The sequence below is a fragment of the Candidatus Limnocylindrales bacterium genome, from assembly GCA_035626395.1.
Taxonomy (GTDB): Bacteria; Desulfobacterota; Binatia; order UBA1149; family CAITLU01; genus DASPNH01.
Window position 1 is genome coordinate 21,167 of record DASPNR010000016.1, and the last position, 15,817, is coordinate 36,983.

Sequence of the window (15,817 nt, forward strand, 5' to 3'; positions counted from 1 at the left end):
GCTTTTCGAGGTCACTGTGCCACGTCCCATGCGGCCAGCTCTCCGTCGTTGTCGACGGCGACGATGGTGCTGCGCGCGCCCCAGGCCAGACCGGCGAAGTTTGCACGGTGCCAGTCCGTCTTCCACGTCACCTTGCCGCTCGGCAGCGCGTGCACGCGCAGGACGAAGTCGCGTGCCATCGTGGCCGCGCGCCTGCCATCGGGAGAGACGACCAGCCGCGACAGCGCGGCGCCGGCGTCGGCGCGGCCGAGCTCGCGGCCGCTGCCAGGATCGAGCGAGCGCAAGATGCCGTCGCGTCCGGCGACCACCAGCGCCGAAGACGTGAAAGCCAGCGCACCGACCGCCTGCGTCGATCGCGATACCGCGCGCGGCGGTCCGCCGTCGAGGCCGAAGACGAACACGCCGCCGATGTCGGTGCCGACGGCGGCACGCTTTCCATCGGCGCTGACCGCGATCGCAACCGCCTCGCCTTCGGCGGCGAGCGTGCGCACCAGCCGCATCTCGCGGTCGAGAAGATGCGCGCGGCCGCCGGCAATGACCACGACGCGTGCGCCGTCGGCCGACCATGCCAGCGCGCCGATGCGGCCGCCGGGGCCATCGTAGACGTTCAGCTGCCGGCCGCTCTCGAGGTCGTAGCGGAAGATCTGCCCCGTCACCGTCAGCACCACTTCGCGGCGTGCGTCGCTGACCGCAATGACGCTCGGATCCTTCTCCGTCGTCAGCGGCTGAAGCGCGCGGATCAGTGCCAGCTCCGGCACCGTCCATGAAGTCGTCGACCAGTCGATCAGAGAGACGACCGCGTAGGCGCCGCCGACGTCGGCGCCCATCGCCGAGCTTGCGCGCCGCAGCGACACCGTGCAGCGCGGCGCGTTTCCGGCCGAATCGGTCCGCGCCGGCTTCTGGCAGCGTGCGTCGGGAAGAATCGCGCGGATGCGCGGATCCTGCGCTTCCTCGATGCGCACGCCCGGTTCGGCCGGCGTGATCCGGGATCGGTCCGGGCCGCTCTCGGAGAGACCAGCTGCGCGCACGGCTTCCTTGTCGTAGCGGATGATCTCCGGCGAGGTCGAAGCCTCCGAGGCCCGGCCCTTCGGCCGCGGCGGCGGCTCCTCGTCGACCACGCCGAGCGGCGGCTCCACGCCCACCCCCCGCCGGTCCTGGCTGCCGCCGCCTCCGGCAGCGCATCCTGCGCACGCCACCAGCACCGTCCACACCGCGAAACATCGGCCAAGCTTCCCGACCATGCCTGCGCTTCTATCCTCGCGGAGGAATCGCTTCCATCCCCCCGCCTGCTTCGGCTATGGTCGCCGGCCTGCTGCTCGCGGGGAAGGAGCAGTCACGCCTCGGGGGTGTCGGTGAAAAGTCTGTCCGCCTTTCTGATCGGCCTGCTCATCGCGACCGCCGCGCCAACGGCGTTCGCGCAATCCCTGACGCGCGGGCCGCTCATCCAGAATCCCGACGGCCTGACCACCACGATCACGCTCCTGTGGTGGACCAACGTGGCCGGCAACAGCAAGGTCGAGTACGGCCTGACCACCGCTCTCGGCCAGTCGGTCACGGTCGCCCAGACCTCCAGCTGCGAGGTCGGCTCGGCCGGCACCTGCCACAGCGTCAAGCTGACCGGGCTGCAGCCGGGAACCCGCTACTACTACCGGCTGCTGACCAACAACGTCGTCGTCCTGGACACCACCTACTTCCAGACGTTCAAGGCGTTCAACGACGCCAGCGAGACCTTCTTCGCGATGATCGGCGACTTCGGCGCCGGCACCTCCGGGCAGGCCAACGTCGCCAACAACATCGGCGCCTCGGACCCGCCGCTGCTCCTCACCGTCGGCGACAACGCCTACCAGAACGGGACGCAGTCGGACTGGGACGACAACGTGTTCATTCCCGAGTACCGCAACAACATCCTCCGGCGGGCGGTGTGGATGCCCGCGCTCGGCAATCACGACCTGAACGACGTGGGCACCAGCAACTGGGCCAGCTCGGTCGAGATCCGCATGCACGAGCTGCCCCGCAATGCGCCCTCGGGTCAGGCGGAGCGCTACTTCTCCTTCGATTACGGCGACGCCCACTTCGTGGTCATGGACTCCAATCCCGCCGGCATCAACACCACGCAGACCCAGTGGCTCGACGCCGACCTCGGCTCCACGCTCCGCAAGTGGAAGTTCGTGTTCCTGCACCATCCTCCCTACTCGTGCGCCAACGGCATCGCCTCCTTCGGCACCGACCAGGCGGTGCAGGAGAACTGGGCGCCGATCTTCGAGAAGCATCAGGTGGACGTGGTCTTCTTCGGCCACGACCACATCTACGAGCGATCCAAGCTCCTCGATGAGTATCTGGCCAACGGCGGCAAGGGCTCGGACGGCAAGGGAACCATCTACGTGATGACCGGCGCCGGCGGCCAGACTCTCGACAGCGCCGCCAACTCCGACGGCGGCGGCCCCTACCGCCAGCCGGTGTTCGGCAGCAAGACCTACTGCAACTGGATGGCCAACAACTGCCCCAACGGCGTTGGCGGCCAGTACTGCAGCTTCGCGCGCTTCCAGCACGTGGAGGTGCGCATCGCCAACAACACCACGATGACCATGAAGGCCATCGATCAGAACAACGCGGTCTTCGACCAGCTCGTCCTGACCAAGACCGGCGGCGTCTGCGACAACGGCGTGGTCGACAGCGGCGAGCAGTGCGATGAAGGTGCCGCCAACGGCACCGCTTCCTCGTGCTGCTCCGCGACGTGCCAGTTCCGATCCTCGAGCACGCAGTGCCGCGCCTCGGCGGGGGTCTGCGACGCGGCCGAGACGTGCAGCGGCGCTTCGGGCACCTGCCCCGCCGACGCTTTCGTGAGCAGCACGACGACCTGCCGCGCCGCCGCCAGCGTCTGCGACGTCGCCGAGAAATGCACGGGAGCATCGGCCGGCTGCCCGGCCGACGCCGTGGCGGCGAGCAGCGTGGTCTGCCGCACGGCCTCGGGAATCTGCGACGCCACCGAGACCTGCGACGGCATCACCAGCATCTGTCCGGCCGACGAGGTGCGGCCGTCGAGTGACGTCTGCCGTGCAGCAGCGACGCCGTGCGATGCGGCCGAGCACTGCACCGGCGGCTCCTCGACCTGTCCCGCAGACTCGTTCGCCTCTTCGGCCACGGTCTGCCGCGTTTCGAGTGGGCCGTGCGATCAGCCCGAGACGTGCACGGGCAGCTCGAGCGCTTGTCCGGCCGATGCCTTGCTCGGCCCGGCCACCGTGTGCCGCGAGGCCGCAAGCATCTGCGATCAGAGCGAGAGCTGCAGCGGCACCTCCGCCAGCTGCCCTGCCGATACCTATGCGCCGAGCTCGACCGTCTGTCGCTCCGCGTTCAGCGTCTGCGACGTCGCCGAAACGTGCACCGGCGCATCCACCGTCTGCCCCGCCGACACGTTCGCCTCGAGTTCCACCGTCTGTCGCGGCTCCACCGGCGTGTGCGACGTGGCCGAAACATGCACCGGCACATCCTCGTCGTGCCCCGCCAACTCGTTCGAGCCTTCGTCGACGGTCTGCCGCAGCGCCGCGGGAGATTGCGATCAGGCCGAGACGTGCACGGGATCGGCGTCGGCGTGCCCCGCCGACTCGCTCAAGCCCAGCAGCACCGTCTGCCGCCCTTCGATCGATGTCTGCGATGCTGCCGAAAGCTGCACCGGCTCCTCGGCCACGTGCCCCGCCGACGCGTATGCGTCCAATTCGACGGTATGCCGCGCATCCGCCGGCTCGTGCGACGTCGTGGAGCGATGCAGCGGATTGACGACGAGCTGTCCCGCCGACACCTTCGCTGCGGCGAGCACGGTCTGCCGCGGACTGGCCGGCGTATGCGACGTGCCCGAGAGTTGCACCGGCGCGTCGGCGGCGTGCCCGGCCAACCAGTACCAGCCAGGCGGCACCGTCTGTCGCCAGTCGGCCGGCGTATGCGACGTCGTCGAGAGCTGCACCGGCGGCGGCCCTGCATGTCCGAACGACGGCTTTCTGCCGACCAGCGCCGTGTGCCGCGCCGCCGCCGACCTTTGCGACAAGACGGAGAACTGCAGCGGAACCAGCGCGAGCTGCGGAGCCGACGCGCTGCAGCCGGCGGGCGTGGAGTGCCGCGCTTCGACGAGCGTCTGCGACGCCGCCGAGGTCTGCACCGGCGCCAGCACCAGCTGCCCCGCCAACGATGTCGCCACCGACAGCGACGGCGACGGCACCTGCGATGCGCTCGACGTGTGCCCGGCGCAGCCTGATCCCGACCAGATCGACGCCGACGATGACGGCACCGGAGACGCCTGCGACCCCTGCTCGAACTTCACGCCGGTCTACGCAAGCCGTCCCAGCATCACGATCACCCGCCTCGGCACGGTGGAGGCCGACGATGCGTTGAAGTTCTCGGGACGCGTGGCGCTGTCACCCAAGGAAACCGTCGACCCGGTCGCCGACGGCGTGCGCGTGATGCTGACGGACGACGCAGGCAATTTGATCCTGGACGCGACCATCCCCGGCGGTGCGTTCGACGAAGTCCGCCGTGTCGGATGGAAGGCCAACGCCTCGCGCACGGTGTTCTCGTACCTCAATACCGGCGCGTCCGAACCGCTGATCCAGGGCCTCAACAAGCTGACGATCAAGATCAGTCCGGCCGACCCTGGCGCGGTGCAGTTCACCATTGCCGGGAAGGGCGGGAGCTACGACGTGCAGCCGGCCAATCTGCCGCTGACCGGAACCATCGTGCTCGACCCGCCGTTCGCGTCGACGAACCTGTGCGGCGAAGCCGTGTTCACCGGCACGTCCGGGCGCTGCGTCTACCTTTCGTCGGGCACCGTCAAGTGCAAGTAGGCACAAGCCGTTGTACTAGCCGAAGGTTGCGCTAACGCTGCGGCCGCGGCGGGCCCGCCGGGCCTTCCATTGCACGCATGCGTACGAGCATTGCAGACGCGGGAGCACTGCTGCACACGATGCTGCGTCGCGCAGCGGTCGCGCTGCTGCTCGGGCTCAATCTTGCGGCCGGTCTGTACCGGTACGCGCATCCATACCTGACCGGCCAGGACCACCTGCTGTGGGATCTGCTCGGCGGCATCCGCATCGCACGCGCCTGCGATCCGGCAATCGTGGCTGCTTCGGCCATGCCCGCCCAGTGCGAAGCGCCCGTGCCGTATCTGGCAGGCGCCTTCGTGTTCTTCCGCTGGCTCGACGCACTGCCCTGGGCAGCGGTGATGGCGATGTGGTTCGCGCTGGCGGTGCCGGCCACGCTCTGGATCTGTCACCGCACCGCCGAGCGGCTGCGGCGCGGCCTGGATCCGCCCAGCGCCAGAGCCGTGCTCGTAGCCACCGCGAGCCTGCTGGCATTCAAGGGAACGACGCTGGGGCTGTACGCGGGCAACGTCTCGCTGGCGACGACGTGGCTGCTAGGCGCGTTCTGCCTGATCGAGCTGGTGCGGCGGCGTGGCTGGGAGTGGCCGGCGGCGCTGCTGCTGGCCGTCGCCGCTTCCAAGCCGAACATGGCGGCGCCGTTCTTCCTGTATCTGCTGCTGGCCGGCGACTGGCGAGCGTTGGTCCTGTCGCTGGCAGCCACGGCACTGCTGCACGTGCCCGCCACCTTCGCGTACTTCGGCCCGCTGCGGCACCTCGAAATCCTGTTCACCGGGCTGGTGACGGTCGAGACGTATCCTCTCAACGCCACGTCGCTGCTCGGAGCTTCGGGACGAGTCGACCTGCGGCCGTTCCTGCAATCGCTCGGCCTTCCGCAGACCGCGGCGCTGGCGGCGGCGGCCGCGCTGGTGCTCGGTGCGGGGGCCGCCGTGGTCCGCTACCGACGCCGCTTCGGCGACCGCCTGCTGCTGCTCAACGCCAACCTGTTGTTCTTCGCCGCGATGTACCACCGCGACTACGACGTCCTGCTCCTGCTCCTGATCGCGCTGCCGCTCATCTGGAAGCACCGCCGCCGTTTCGGCCTGCTCGCCTGCATGCTGGCGCTGCCGGCCGCGCTGCCTCTGCAGTTCCTGCACGCCTACGGAATGCAGCACCTGCCCCAGCACGAACCGGTATGGAACATGCTCGGTACATCCATGATCGTCTCCATCCTCGGCATCGGCGCCTGGCTGAACTGGTGCGCACTGACTCCCAGGCCAGTCCGCCCCGACCGACACAATCGAGACGAACAACGACTCACGCAGAGTGCGCCGGACCTCATGCGCCAGGCGGGCGCGCAGAGCGCGCCAGATGCTAGGCGGACGCCTGAGGAGCGAGCGTAAGCGGGCTGGAGGCCCGCTGGAGCGAGCGACCAGGCGTCCAACGACGCAGATGGCGCGCTATGCGCGCCCGCCTCAGCGCACCATGTTTTCGGTAATCAGACTCCACCCCCCCTGCGTAACATCATGCTGCAGGATCAGCACCGGCGAGATGCAGATGCTGCATTCGCCGAGGACGTCGGGAAAGCCGTCGTTGAGGTCGATGATGTCGCCGTTGTCGGTGCAGAAGAAACCGGAGAACGCATAGTAGTTGTCGGCGGTCTTGTTCGCGTTCTGGTAGGCCTCGCCGGCCGACTCGAAGGCTTCCTTGATGCCGTTGAAGAACTCGTAGATGTCGTCGAGGTCTTCGATCTCCTCCGGATTGAACGACTCGATGATGCTGCGCGCCTGCTGCGGCGCCTCGGGACCGATGAACAGGATCTGGTTCAGCTCCGGCGTCGGGTTGAAGTTGTAACCCTCGAGCCAGCTGCCCGGAGCGCCGGGCGTGATGAAGCTCGCCGAGGCTCCGCTGTTGGCATCGCACAAGGACGTTGCGGCGTAGTCGTCGAGAATGCCCTCGAGGACGAGGATCGCGACCATGTTCTCGAGGTCCTCGATGAACTTGGCGTAGATCTTCTCGGCCAGGCTCACAAGCGTTCCCTGGATTCCCATCGCGCCGACGATGTCGAAGAAGAACGCGGCCTCGGCTTCCGAAGGACCGGCCGCCTTCAGCAGCATCGCCACCCATCCGGTCGCCGCCGGCGAGGGAGCGCCTGCGACCGTGCCGGACTCGGCCATGTCGACGGCGAACGACAGGATCTGCGCCACGAAGTTCGGCAGCGTCTGACCCAGCAGGACGTTGATCTCGTTCTCCGCGGCGATGCCCGCGTACACGGTCGGGTTCAGATCGGCCAGGGCGTTGGCGAGCGCATTGAGCTCTCCTGCCTCCTGCGCCAGCTGATCGATCTGCTCGTCGGTGACGTTGGTGGGGTCCAGCCCGAGGATGAGATCGGTGATCGCCTGCATCTGCGCCTTGATCTGATCGACCAGCGAGACCCACGTCGTGTCCTGTGCGGTCGCCGTGAAGCCTTCGGACTGCAGCTCGCCGAGCGAGGGCGGGAATCCGCCCGGCGGCGAGAGCGGAGTGACGAGCTGGAGCTGGTCCAGATCGATGGCGTTCAGCGTCATCTCGAGCTCGGCGATCGCCGTATCGAGGGCCGCCTGATCGGTGCCGCCGGCGGCGGCGGTCGCCTCGAACAGGGAATCGGCGCCGCCGCCGAGCATGGCGGAGAACTCGCTGAGCGCAGTGTTCATCGGCGTCGGCTCGAGCACCGTCAGCGTGGCCATCTGCGTCAGGTTCAGCGAAGGCACGTTCGCGGTCACCACGAAATTGCCACGAGCGTCGGCGGGCACGTTGATCGTCGTGCCGGAAATCATGGGTGTGGTACCGGTGGCCTCGTCGCCGGGGGCGATGCTCAGATCGATGGCCGGCTGCGGATCAACCGGGTCGCCGAAACCGTCAACGACCACAGCCTCGATGCTGCCGGTGTTGCCGGCCATGAGGACCGGCGGCAGCAGCTCCAGGTTGAGCTGCCGCGCGTCCGCGATGCTGGTCGTGGTCGTCGTCGGGCCCACGGTGGTCGTCGTCGGCTCGATCGTCGTCGTGGTCGGCTCCAGCGTCGTGGTGGTGGTCGGCTCCTCGGTCGTGGTGGTCGGCTGCTCGGTCGTCGTCGTCGGTGCCAAGGTCGTCGTGGGTGGCTCCAGCGTCGTGGTCGGGCTGAGCGTGGTCGTCGGCGACAGCGTGGTCGTCGGCGACAGCGTCGTCGTGGTCGTCGTCGACGACGTGGAGGTCGATGTGCTGCTCGTGGTGGTGGTCGCCGACGGGCAGTTGAGAGGAACCTCGGTGCCGACGGCGGCCTTGAGCACGATCAACGCGTCCGTGGCGGTGACCGATTCGCTGTTGTTCGGGTCGCACACGCTCAGGCTGCACGTCAGCGTGCCGACCGCGGTGCGCAGGACGTAGAGCGCGTCGGATGCCTTGATCTCGTCGTCGTCGATGGGGTCGCCGCAAAGGATCTCGCCCGCCAGGGCTGCGGCCGGACTGCCGGCAAAGACCAGCGTCAGCGCGGCGAACGCGGTAGCGAACAGAGATGCCCGCGCAGTGGTCGAGATAAACGATGGGACAATCATGTCGAACCCCTAGGTTGCGGTGATGACGATGGCGACGAAATGCTCGTTCGTATTCTTTTCCCATGGCCAGGCGGCGCTGGTCAACGACGTTGCGGCCATGAACGAGCCGACACGGACGGAAAAATCGCGGAGCCGATGGCGATGCGGGGCATACGCCCCCCGTCATGCGCTCAGATATCCATCTGCTGCGCGAAGCGTCCCTTGTACACCGCCGCACCCTCCACTCTCTGGACGATGAGCTGCGCGATGCGCACGCCTGCGTGGATGCGGAGCGCATAGGGCGCCACATTGGAGATCTCGAGGACCTGTCGGTTGCTGACGCCGGGGGCGACGAAGCCGGCAGTGATGTGGATCATCAGACCGAGGCGGGCGAAGCGGGAGCGGCCCTCCAGCCACCCGCACAGCTGCGGCGACAGGCTGATCCGCTCGCGCGTGATGCCGAGAATCGTCTGTCCGGGAGCGAGCTCATAGGGCGCCACAAGGGCTTCGACCTTGCTGAAACGGACGTAGTCGGAGTCCTCGGTGACGTCGACCGATTTGATGAAACGATTGAGGACGCGGATCTCGCTGCCGAGATGCAGATCGTAGGAAGCCGGCCCCAGGTATTGCTCGTCGAACGGGTCGATGGTGACGGTTCCGGCCTTGATCTCTGCGAGCAGGCTGTCGCGTGACAGGACCACGCTTCAGCCTCGCGCCGCGAGGCGCCGCACGACCTCGAACAGCACTTCGGTGCCCAGCCGCAGGTTGGCCACACTGACGCGTTCGTTGTGCCCGTGGATGGTCGTCAGCTCCTCGCGCGTCAGAAGCGCGGGCGTAAAGCCGTAGGCCTGCGCTCCGGCGGCACGGTAGGCGTGGCTGTCGGTGAAGCCGGGCGACAGCTGCGGCATGAGGAACGCGTCGTCGCCGAGCTTCTCCTTGATGACCTCTGCCGCCAGGCTGACCACCGGAGTGTCCATCGACGACATGCCGGAGTCGTGCTGATAGACGACTTCCACGTCGATGTCGGGATCATCGACGATGCGCCGGATCTCATCGACGAACTGCGCGGGGTCCGTCGTCGGCAGCAGCCGACAGTCGACGGTGGCCTCGGCACCGGCTGGAATCACGTTGATCTTGCTGCCGGCGTGTACGCTGGTGACGCTGACGGTGTCGTGGGTGATGGCGCTGAGGTGCGCGTCCACTGAAGCAAGCATGTTCAGGACGTTCTCGTCGCGCGGGTCGAGGTCCTCGGGCAGATAGCCCTTCTGCGACAGCGTCTTCAGCATTCCTTCGACGGCCGGCGTCAGGACCGCGCGCCGCTCGTGCGCGTCGATGCGCGCGAGCGCCTTGACCAGCTTGAGCAGCGCGTTTTTCGAATGAGGGACCGAGGCGTGGCCCGGAACCCCTTTCGAGCGGAGGCGCAGCCAGCACGGGCTCTTCTCGCTCGGAGCGATGCCGACGATGCTGGCCTGACGTCCCATGAACTCGCAGAAGCCGTAGGCGCCTTCGTTGAAGACATAGGAGGCCTTGAGGATCTCGGGGTGATGCTCGGCCAGATGGTGGATGCCGTGGATGCCGCCTTCTTCCTCGTCGGCGACCGCCACGAATACGAGGTCACGGTCCAGCGGCAGCTTGTGATGCTTGACGAGCGCGAGCGTGAGCAGCTCCATGATGCCCATGCCCTTCATGTCGAGCGCGCCGCGGCCCCAGACGACGTTCTCGATGACGGCGCCCGAGAACGGATCCACGCGCCAGTGCTCCGGCTCCACCGGCACGACGTCGATGTGCGAGAGCAGCACGATCGGGTCGAGCCCGCGATTGACGGTCGCCGGCACGCGAGCGGACATCGAGACGCGGCCGTTGCCGGCATCGTAGAAGCTGCTGTCAATGCCTTCGCGCGCCAGCGCGTTGCGAAGGAAGATCGCGCCAGCCTCTTCGCCTCCGGGAGGATTGGTGGTGTTGATGCGGATGTACTCGGACAGGAGCGAGGTGGCCTGCTCGGTGATCCCGTCCCAATGAATGGCTGGTGCTGCGGATGTCATATGCGCGCCGTTATAGCAGCGATTCACGCTCTTGTAAGGGGCGGCCGATAGTGGCACCAATGCACGCGATGGGCCTCGTGACGGTCACCATGAACCCGCCGCTCATGACGCTGAGCCTCTAGAGGAGTGTTCCACGGCTTCCTCACCGCAAACGCGCGTGTTGATCCTGCCGGGCCTCGGTGGCTCCGGTCCGGACCATTGGCAGACGCACTGGGAGACGCTGTATCCGGACTTCCGGCGCGTGCAGCAGAGCGACTGGGAGCATCCGGACCTCGAGGACTGGCTCTTCTCGCTCGATGCCGCCATCGCCGCCTCGCCGCCCGACGTCGTGCTCGTCGCACACAGCCTGGCCTGCCTCCTGGTCGCACACTGGGTCAACGAGGAGACGATGCTGCGCAACGTCGCGCGCAGCCGTGAGAGCGTGGTGCCGCTGATCGGCGGCGCGCTGCTGGTGGCACCGCCCGACCCCGAGGGCGCGTCCTTTCCGCGCGAGGCTTCCAGCTTCGCGCCGGTTCCGATGATCCGCCTTCCCTTCCCCAGCATCATCGTCGCGAGCCGCAACGATTCGTACGGCAGTCTGCGACACGCCGGGCGCTGCGCGCGTGCCTGGGGAAGCCGTCTCGTGGACGCAGGACCGGTCGGCCACATCAATTCCGACAGCGGCCTCGGAGATTGGCCCGAGGGCCTCGAGCTGCTGACCGAGCTGGTGCCGGATCTGCCGGTGATAAGGAGATCGTGATGAAGAACGTCGCCGCATCGTTGTTGTCGCTGGCGATCGTGATGGCGCTTGCGCTCGGGGCTGGCGCCCGATCGGAGCCGGATCCGGAATGGACGCCCGAGATGTGGATGGACGAGGACACGCTGCAGTTCCGCACCGACTGCCCGGACGAAGGCGAGCACTGGTCGTACGTGTGGCTGGTCGTGCTGGAGGAGGACGTGTACGTGCGGCTCGGCTCGCGTGCCGCCGCGCGCGTGGACTGCAACAAGAGCAAGCCGATCGTCGCGGTGCGCATCGCCGACGATCTCGAGTTTCCGGCGGTGGAGATGGTTCCCTCGCCCGACAAGGCCGACGCCGTGGCCGCGGCCATGGCCGACAAGTACTGGACCGACATTTTCGTACGCTATGCCGATCACCCCTACACGATGAAGCTGGTGCCGAAGAAGAAGGGAGAGGTGCTCGGTCAGGACGACAAGAAGGATGCCGGCGGCGACGACGCCGGGAAGGCCGGCGCGGGCAATGCCGACTCCGGCCAGAAGAGGTGACACGATGAGCACGGACGCACGAGAGCTGGGATTCGACCCCGAGCGCCTGGAACGGCTGCGCCGCACCATCAACGCCGACATCGACGCCGAGCGCTACGACGGCTGCGTCGTGCTCGTCGCCCGCGGCGGCCACGTCGCGATGCACGAGGCGTTCGGCTTCGCCGACCGCGCCTCGGGCCGGCACGCGCGCACCGACGACGTCTTCTTCTCCATGTCGATCGCCAAGCAGCTGACCAACGCCGTCGTCATGATGCGCGTGGAGCGCGGCGACATCGCGCTGACCACGGCCGTGGCGGACGTGATTCCCGAGTTCGGCGTGCTCGGCAAGCAGCACGTCACCATCGGCGATCTCATCATCCACAAGGCTGGGCTTCCCCTGGGCATGCCGCCAATGGCCCCGGAGGATTTCGGAAGCATCGAAGCCGTGACGATGGCAACGGCGCGCGTCCTGCCCGATGCGACGCCGGGCACGCGCGTCAGCTATGCGGCGGTGGTGGCGCATGCCGTGCTCGCACAGGTAGTGTGCAAGCTCGAAGGATGCCGCCGGCCGTTCCGGCGCGTGGTCGCCGAGGATCTGCTCGAGCCGCTCGGAATGAAAGACACGTCGCTGGGAGCGCGGCCCGATCTCGCGCCGCGCCGGGTCCCGGTGGTCGTGCGCGACCGCACCACCGACATGTTCGACGCCGATCTGCTCGAGGGCGTGGCGGCGATGATGGACGAGAAGTTCGAGATGCCCGCGGGCGGCTTTCTCACCACCGCGCACGACTTCTACCGCTTCGCCGAATGCTTCCGCCGCGGCGGCGAGCTCGACGGCAAGCGCCTGCTGTCGCCGTCGACGATCCGGCTGATGACGACCAATCAGACCGGCGACCTGCCCAACAGCCTGTGGGACTTCGCGCGCACGATGCTCGGCTGGCCGCTGTTCCCCGCCTACCTCGGCTACGGCTTCTTCGTGCGCGGCGAGGGCGCGTACTTTCCGACGCCGTTCGGGCTGATGAGCTCACCGTCGACGTTCGGCGGCTTCGGCGCCGGCTCGAACTGCTTCTGGATCGATCCGGAGCGTGACCTCATCTACGTGTTCCTCTCGGCCGGCCTGATGCGCGAGACCAAGAGCACGCCGCGGCACCAGCGGCTGAGCGATCTGGTGCAGGCGGCGCTGGTCGGCTGAAAGGCCGCGCGCGGCTCGCTCCGCATCAGGCCGCCGCTTCGCTCAACGTGGCTCAACCGCAGACCGCGCGCGTCGCTCCGACGGCGTCGCTGCGGCCACACAGCTCGTCGCGCTCGAAGGCGTCGATGCCGTAGAGGCGGATGCGGGTGCGCGCGATCTCGCGGATAAGACATTCAAACGCACTTCCGCATCGTATCGCTACCGGTTCCATGGTCTCGCCCGGGCCCGATAAGGTCCATTCTGACAACTGCGCGAATGCCGCGAAGGCTTGCTGGTACCGCTTTCCTGTCCTTTCCTGTCCCCGCGCCGCGGGACAGCGCGCAAACCACGGCGGTGCTTAGCGAAAAGACTGTCGTTGGCGGTTCGCGGGAGCCATGTTACGACAAACTTGGCGAAAACGCGGCGTCACCATGCAATCAGAAAGCGTGCGAGATCGTTGGCGGCGTGTGCCTGAGCAAGACCTCGTTCACCGATACACACAATTGCGTTTCCGTGGGGACGGCCCTTGAATCGGATGCTACGTGTGGTGTTTTGAAAAATCAGCGATGCCAGGGCGACGGGGACTGCAAGTCGACGGAGAAATGCCGCTCTGTGAGGATCGACTGCAATCCGAGCCACGATTTGTCAAGTACGCAGGACGCTCTCTGTGCTCCGGCGAGCTGGAAGGCTCGGGGCAACGGTGACCCCGTTCAGGGCACCCTCAATGACGCGCGTGCAAGGCTCGCAGACGTCTACGAGTTGACCGGAAACCCAGAGGAGGTCGAGCGCGTGCGGTCAGGTGCACGACAACTCGACGCCAAGCCAAATCTCAGCAACGGCAGACTCGACGGCGTCGTTGCTGACCTTGACGTGCAGTTGGCGTGCTGGAGACAGTGTGTAACCGCCGATGATGATACGCTAGATTGCGACCGCGAATCCACGTCGTGGGGGACCCCGTGTCAGTGAATTTGCGCCTGCATATCAAAGTGCCAAGGGCAGTTACGTGATGATCATATTCAAGCGGCCTTGGGACGATATGAGCTTCGTACACGTTGTCAGTTGGTCTCTCGCTCTTGTGCTGACATCGGTGGTTCAGGCAGAGGCGACCCTGTCGTTTGGACCTCCCGCGGCGATCGGCTCCCACGCCGTTAGCGATGACCCCGCCGCCTATGAGGGCCGCCCTGTTGTCGATGGAGACGAACTCGGGAACTGGATCACCGTTTGGGATGCTGCATCTTCAGCGGCGAGTGACACTGATGTGTACTTCGTCCGTTCTACGGACGATGGGATGACGTGGAGCACTCCGCAAACCCTCAATTCGAATGCAGCCTCCGACCCGAACAGCAATGACACTGCCCCGACGGTCACAACAGATGGAGCCGGTATTTGGATTGCGGCTTGGGGTCGCGGGGGTGGTCAGGAGGTCACCGTGAGCCGCTCGGCGGATACGGGACAGACCTGGTCTGCTGCCACCGTGCTCGGCGGTGGCCTGAGACCTGCAATCGCGACAGATGGGCTGGGAACGTGGGGTATCTTCAGCGACGGTGGAGGTACCCAAGTTCAGCTCGATCGGTCTGTCGATGGTGGCCTGACGTGGCTGCCGCGGCAGCGGCTGGATTTCGACGACGTAAATAATGTCTACAGCGACTTCTTCATCGACGCCGCGACCGACGGTACGGGCAACTGGGTCGCCTGCTGGCGTCGCGGTGGTACTGTTGTCGCAACGCGCAGCGCCGACAATGGCCAAACGTGGAGTTCGCCGGTGTTTGTGGGGTCCGCCGGCTTTGGAAGCCCGCTGGGTCTTGCAATGACGACGGACGCCCACGGGTCCTGGGTCATCGCCTGGGGACTTCAGGCCGCGCCGGTTGTGGATGAGGAGACGGGTATCCACGTCGCTCGTTCAATCGATAATGGAGCCACATGGTCTGCGCCGCAGCTACTCGCGGCAACATTCGCTTCGGATCATGGGTACGAGGAGGACGTCGGCCTGGAGGTGGGGCCTGACGGTGCATTCTACGCCAGTTGGCACACGTCATTCGGCACAACAGGTCAGGATCCCGACGTTTTCTTTTCGCGATCACTAGACGGCGGTCAAACGTGGACCACGCCGTCGGCAGTAAACGTTGGTGCGACACGTGACGGCTCCGCCTCGGACGCACTTGCGACAGTCGGCTATGGCGGCAACGGCGCCTGGATTGGCGTGTGGGCCTCGGACAATTCGCTAAATGGCACCGTCGGCGATGACCGCGATATTTTCTTCGCACGCGGCCAGGAGGATTGTCCCCCATCACCGTCGCCATCCTGCCTGTCGCCAACTCTGCCAGGCCGATCACGCCTGATGTTGAAGGATGGCCCGGGCGGCACTGACAAGCTGGTGTGGAAATGGACTGCGGGACAGGCCACGACCACCGAGGACCTCGGCGACCCGACCACCGGCACAAGCTATGCATTCTGTATCTATGACAGGCCTGCAGATACCGTGCGCGTAGTGTTCGAAGCGGATGCCGGTGCGGGATTGGCCTGCACTGACGGACCTTGCTGGATCGCGGCAGGCGACGGCTTTGCCTACCGCGATAGTGCGCTCTCCAACGGGTCTATTCGCTCTCTATCTTTGACGCCCGGCAGCGACGGGCGAGCAAAGATCCAACTTCGCGCCGCTGGCGCCGCGTTGGGTCCACCGCGCATGCCGCTCGTCAAAGCCCCGAACATCATAGCCCAACTCGTGAACACCGAGACTGGCAAGTGCTGGGAAGCAACCTTCTCCAGTGCGACGCTCAACGACAGTTCCCGGTTCAAAGCGCGATCGGACTAAGGCTCGTCGAAGGATCGCATGCGGATAAGACATTCAAACGCACTTCCGCATCGTATCGCCACCGGTTCTATGGTCTCGCCCGGGTCCGATAAGGTCCATTCTGACAACTGCGCGAATGCCGCGAAGGCTTGCTGGTACCGCTTTCCTGTCCTTTCCTGTCC

Annotated in this window: 10 protein-coding genes; 6 read left to right on the forward strand and 4 right to left on the reverse strand. The window is 66.6% G+C overall.

What is annotated here, in order from left to right:
• Positions 1-11: 11 nt before the first annotated feature.
• Positions 12-1,241 (reverse strand): WD40 repeat domain-containing protein, encoded by a 1,230-nt coding sequence (locus VEC57_07470; GenBank protein ID HYB98964.1) that lies wholly within the window; start codon positions 1,239-1,241, stop codon positions 12-14.
• Positions 1,242-1,352: 111 nt separating this feature from the next.
• Here VEC57_07470 and VEC57_07475 point away from each other — a divergent pair, with 111 nt between their 5' ends.
• Both VEC57_07475 and VEC57_07480 read left to right on the forward strand, forming a co-directional pair.
• Positions 1,353-4,832, forward strand: coding sequence for a fibronectin type III domain-containing protein (locus tag VEC57_07475; GenBank protein ID HYB98965.1), 3,480 nt, complete (start codon positions 1,353-1,355; stop codon positions 4,830-4,832).
• 77 nt (positions 4,833-4,909) lie between these two features.
• Positions 4,910-6,247 (forward strand): glycosyltransferase family 87 protein, encoded by a 1,338-nt coding sequence (locus tag VEC57_07480; protein HYB98966.1) that lies wholly within the window; start codon positions 4,910-4,912, stop codon positions 6,245-6,247.
• Positions 6,248-6,319: 72 nt separating this feature from the next.
• Here the strand turns inward: VEC57_07480 and VEC57_07485 are convergent, their stop codons facing one another.
• From VEC57_07485 to VEC57_07495, 3 genes are all read right to left on the reverse strand, one after another.
• Entirely contained in the window at positions 6,320-8,413 is a 2,094-nt protein-coding gene (locus VEC57_07485; GenBank protein HYB98967.1) for a hypothetical protein, read from the reverse strand.
• A 170-nt stretch (positions 8,414-8,583) separates the two neighbouring features.
• The gene (gene dcd / locus VEC57_07490; GenBank protein HYB98968.1) at positions 8,584-9,093 is read right to left on the reverse strand and encodes a dCTP deaminase; all 510 of its coding nucleotides are present in this window, start codon (positions 9,091-9,093) and stop codon (positions 8,584-8,586) included.
• Between the two features lie 3 nt (positions 9,094-9,096).
• The gene (locus VEC57_07495; GenBank protein ID HYB98969.1) at positions 9,097-10,434 is read right to left on the reverse strand and encodes a M20/M25/M40 family metallo-hydrolase; all 1,338 of its coding nucleotides are present in this window, start codon (positions 10,432-10,434) and stop codon (positions 9,097-9,099) included.
• A gap of 157 nt (positions 10,435-10,591) precedes the next feature.
• Here VEC57_07495 and VEC57_07500 point away from each other — a divergent pair, with 157 nt between their 5' ends.
• From VEC57_07500 to VEC57_07515, 4 genes are all read left to right on the forward strand, one after another.
• Positions 10,592-11,173, forward strand: a complete 582-nt coding sequence (locus VEC57_07500; GenBank protein HYB98970.1) for an alpha/beta hydrolase — start codon at positions 10,592-10,594, stop codon at positions 11,171-11,173.
• Positions 11,173-11,697, forward strand: a complete 525-nt coding sequence (locus VEC57_07505; protein ID HYB98971.1) for a hypothetical protein — start codon at positions 11,173-11,175, stop codon at positions 11,695-11,697. The genes VEC57_07500 and VEC57_07505 overlap by 1 nt, the downstream gene beginning before the upstream one ends.
• Before the next feature lie 4 nt (positions 11,698-11,701).
• The gene (locus VEC57_07510) at positions 11,702-12,865 is read left to right on the forward strand and encodes a serine hydrolase domain-containing protein (protein ID HYB98972.1); all 1,164 of its coding nucleotides are present in this window, start codon (positions 11,702-11,704) and stop codon (positions 12,863-12,865) included.
• Positions 12,866-14,273: 1,408 nt separating this feature from the next.
• Positions 14,274-15,656, forward strand: coding sequence for a sialidase family protein (locus tag VEC57_07515; protein HYB98973.1), 1,383 nt, complete (start codon positions 14,274-14,276; stop codon positions 15,654-15,656).
• Positions 15,657-15,817: the final 161 nt, after the last annotated feature.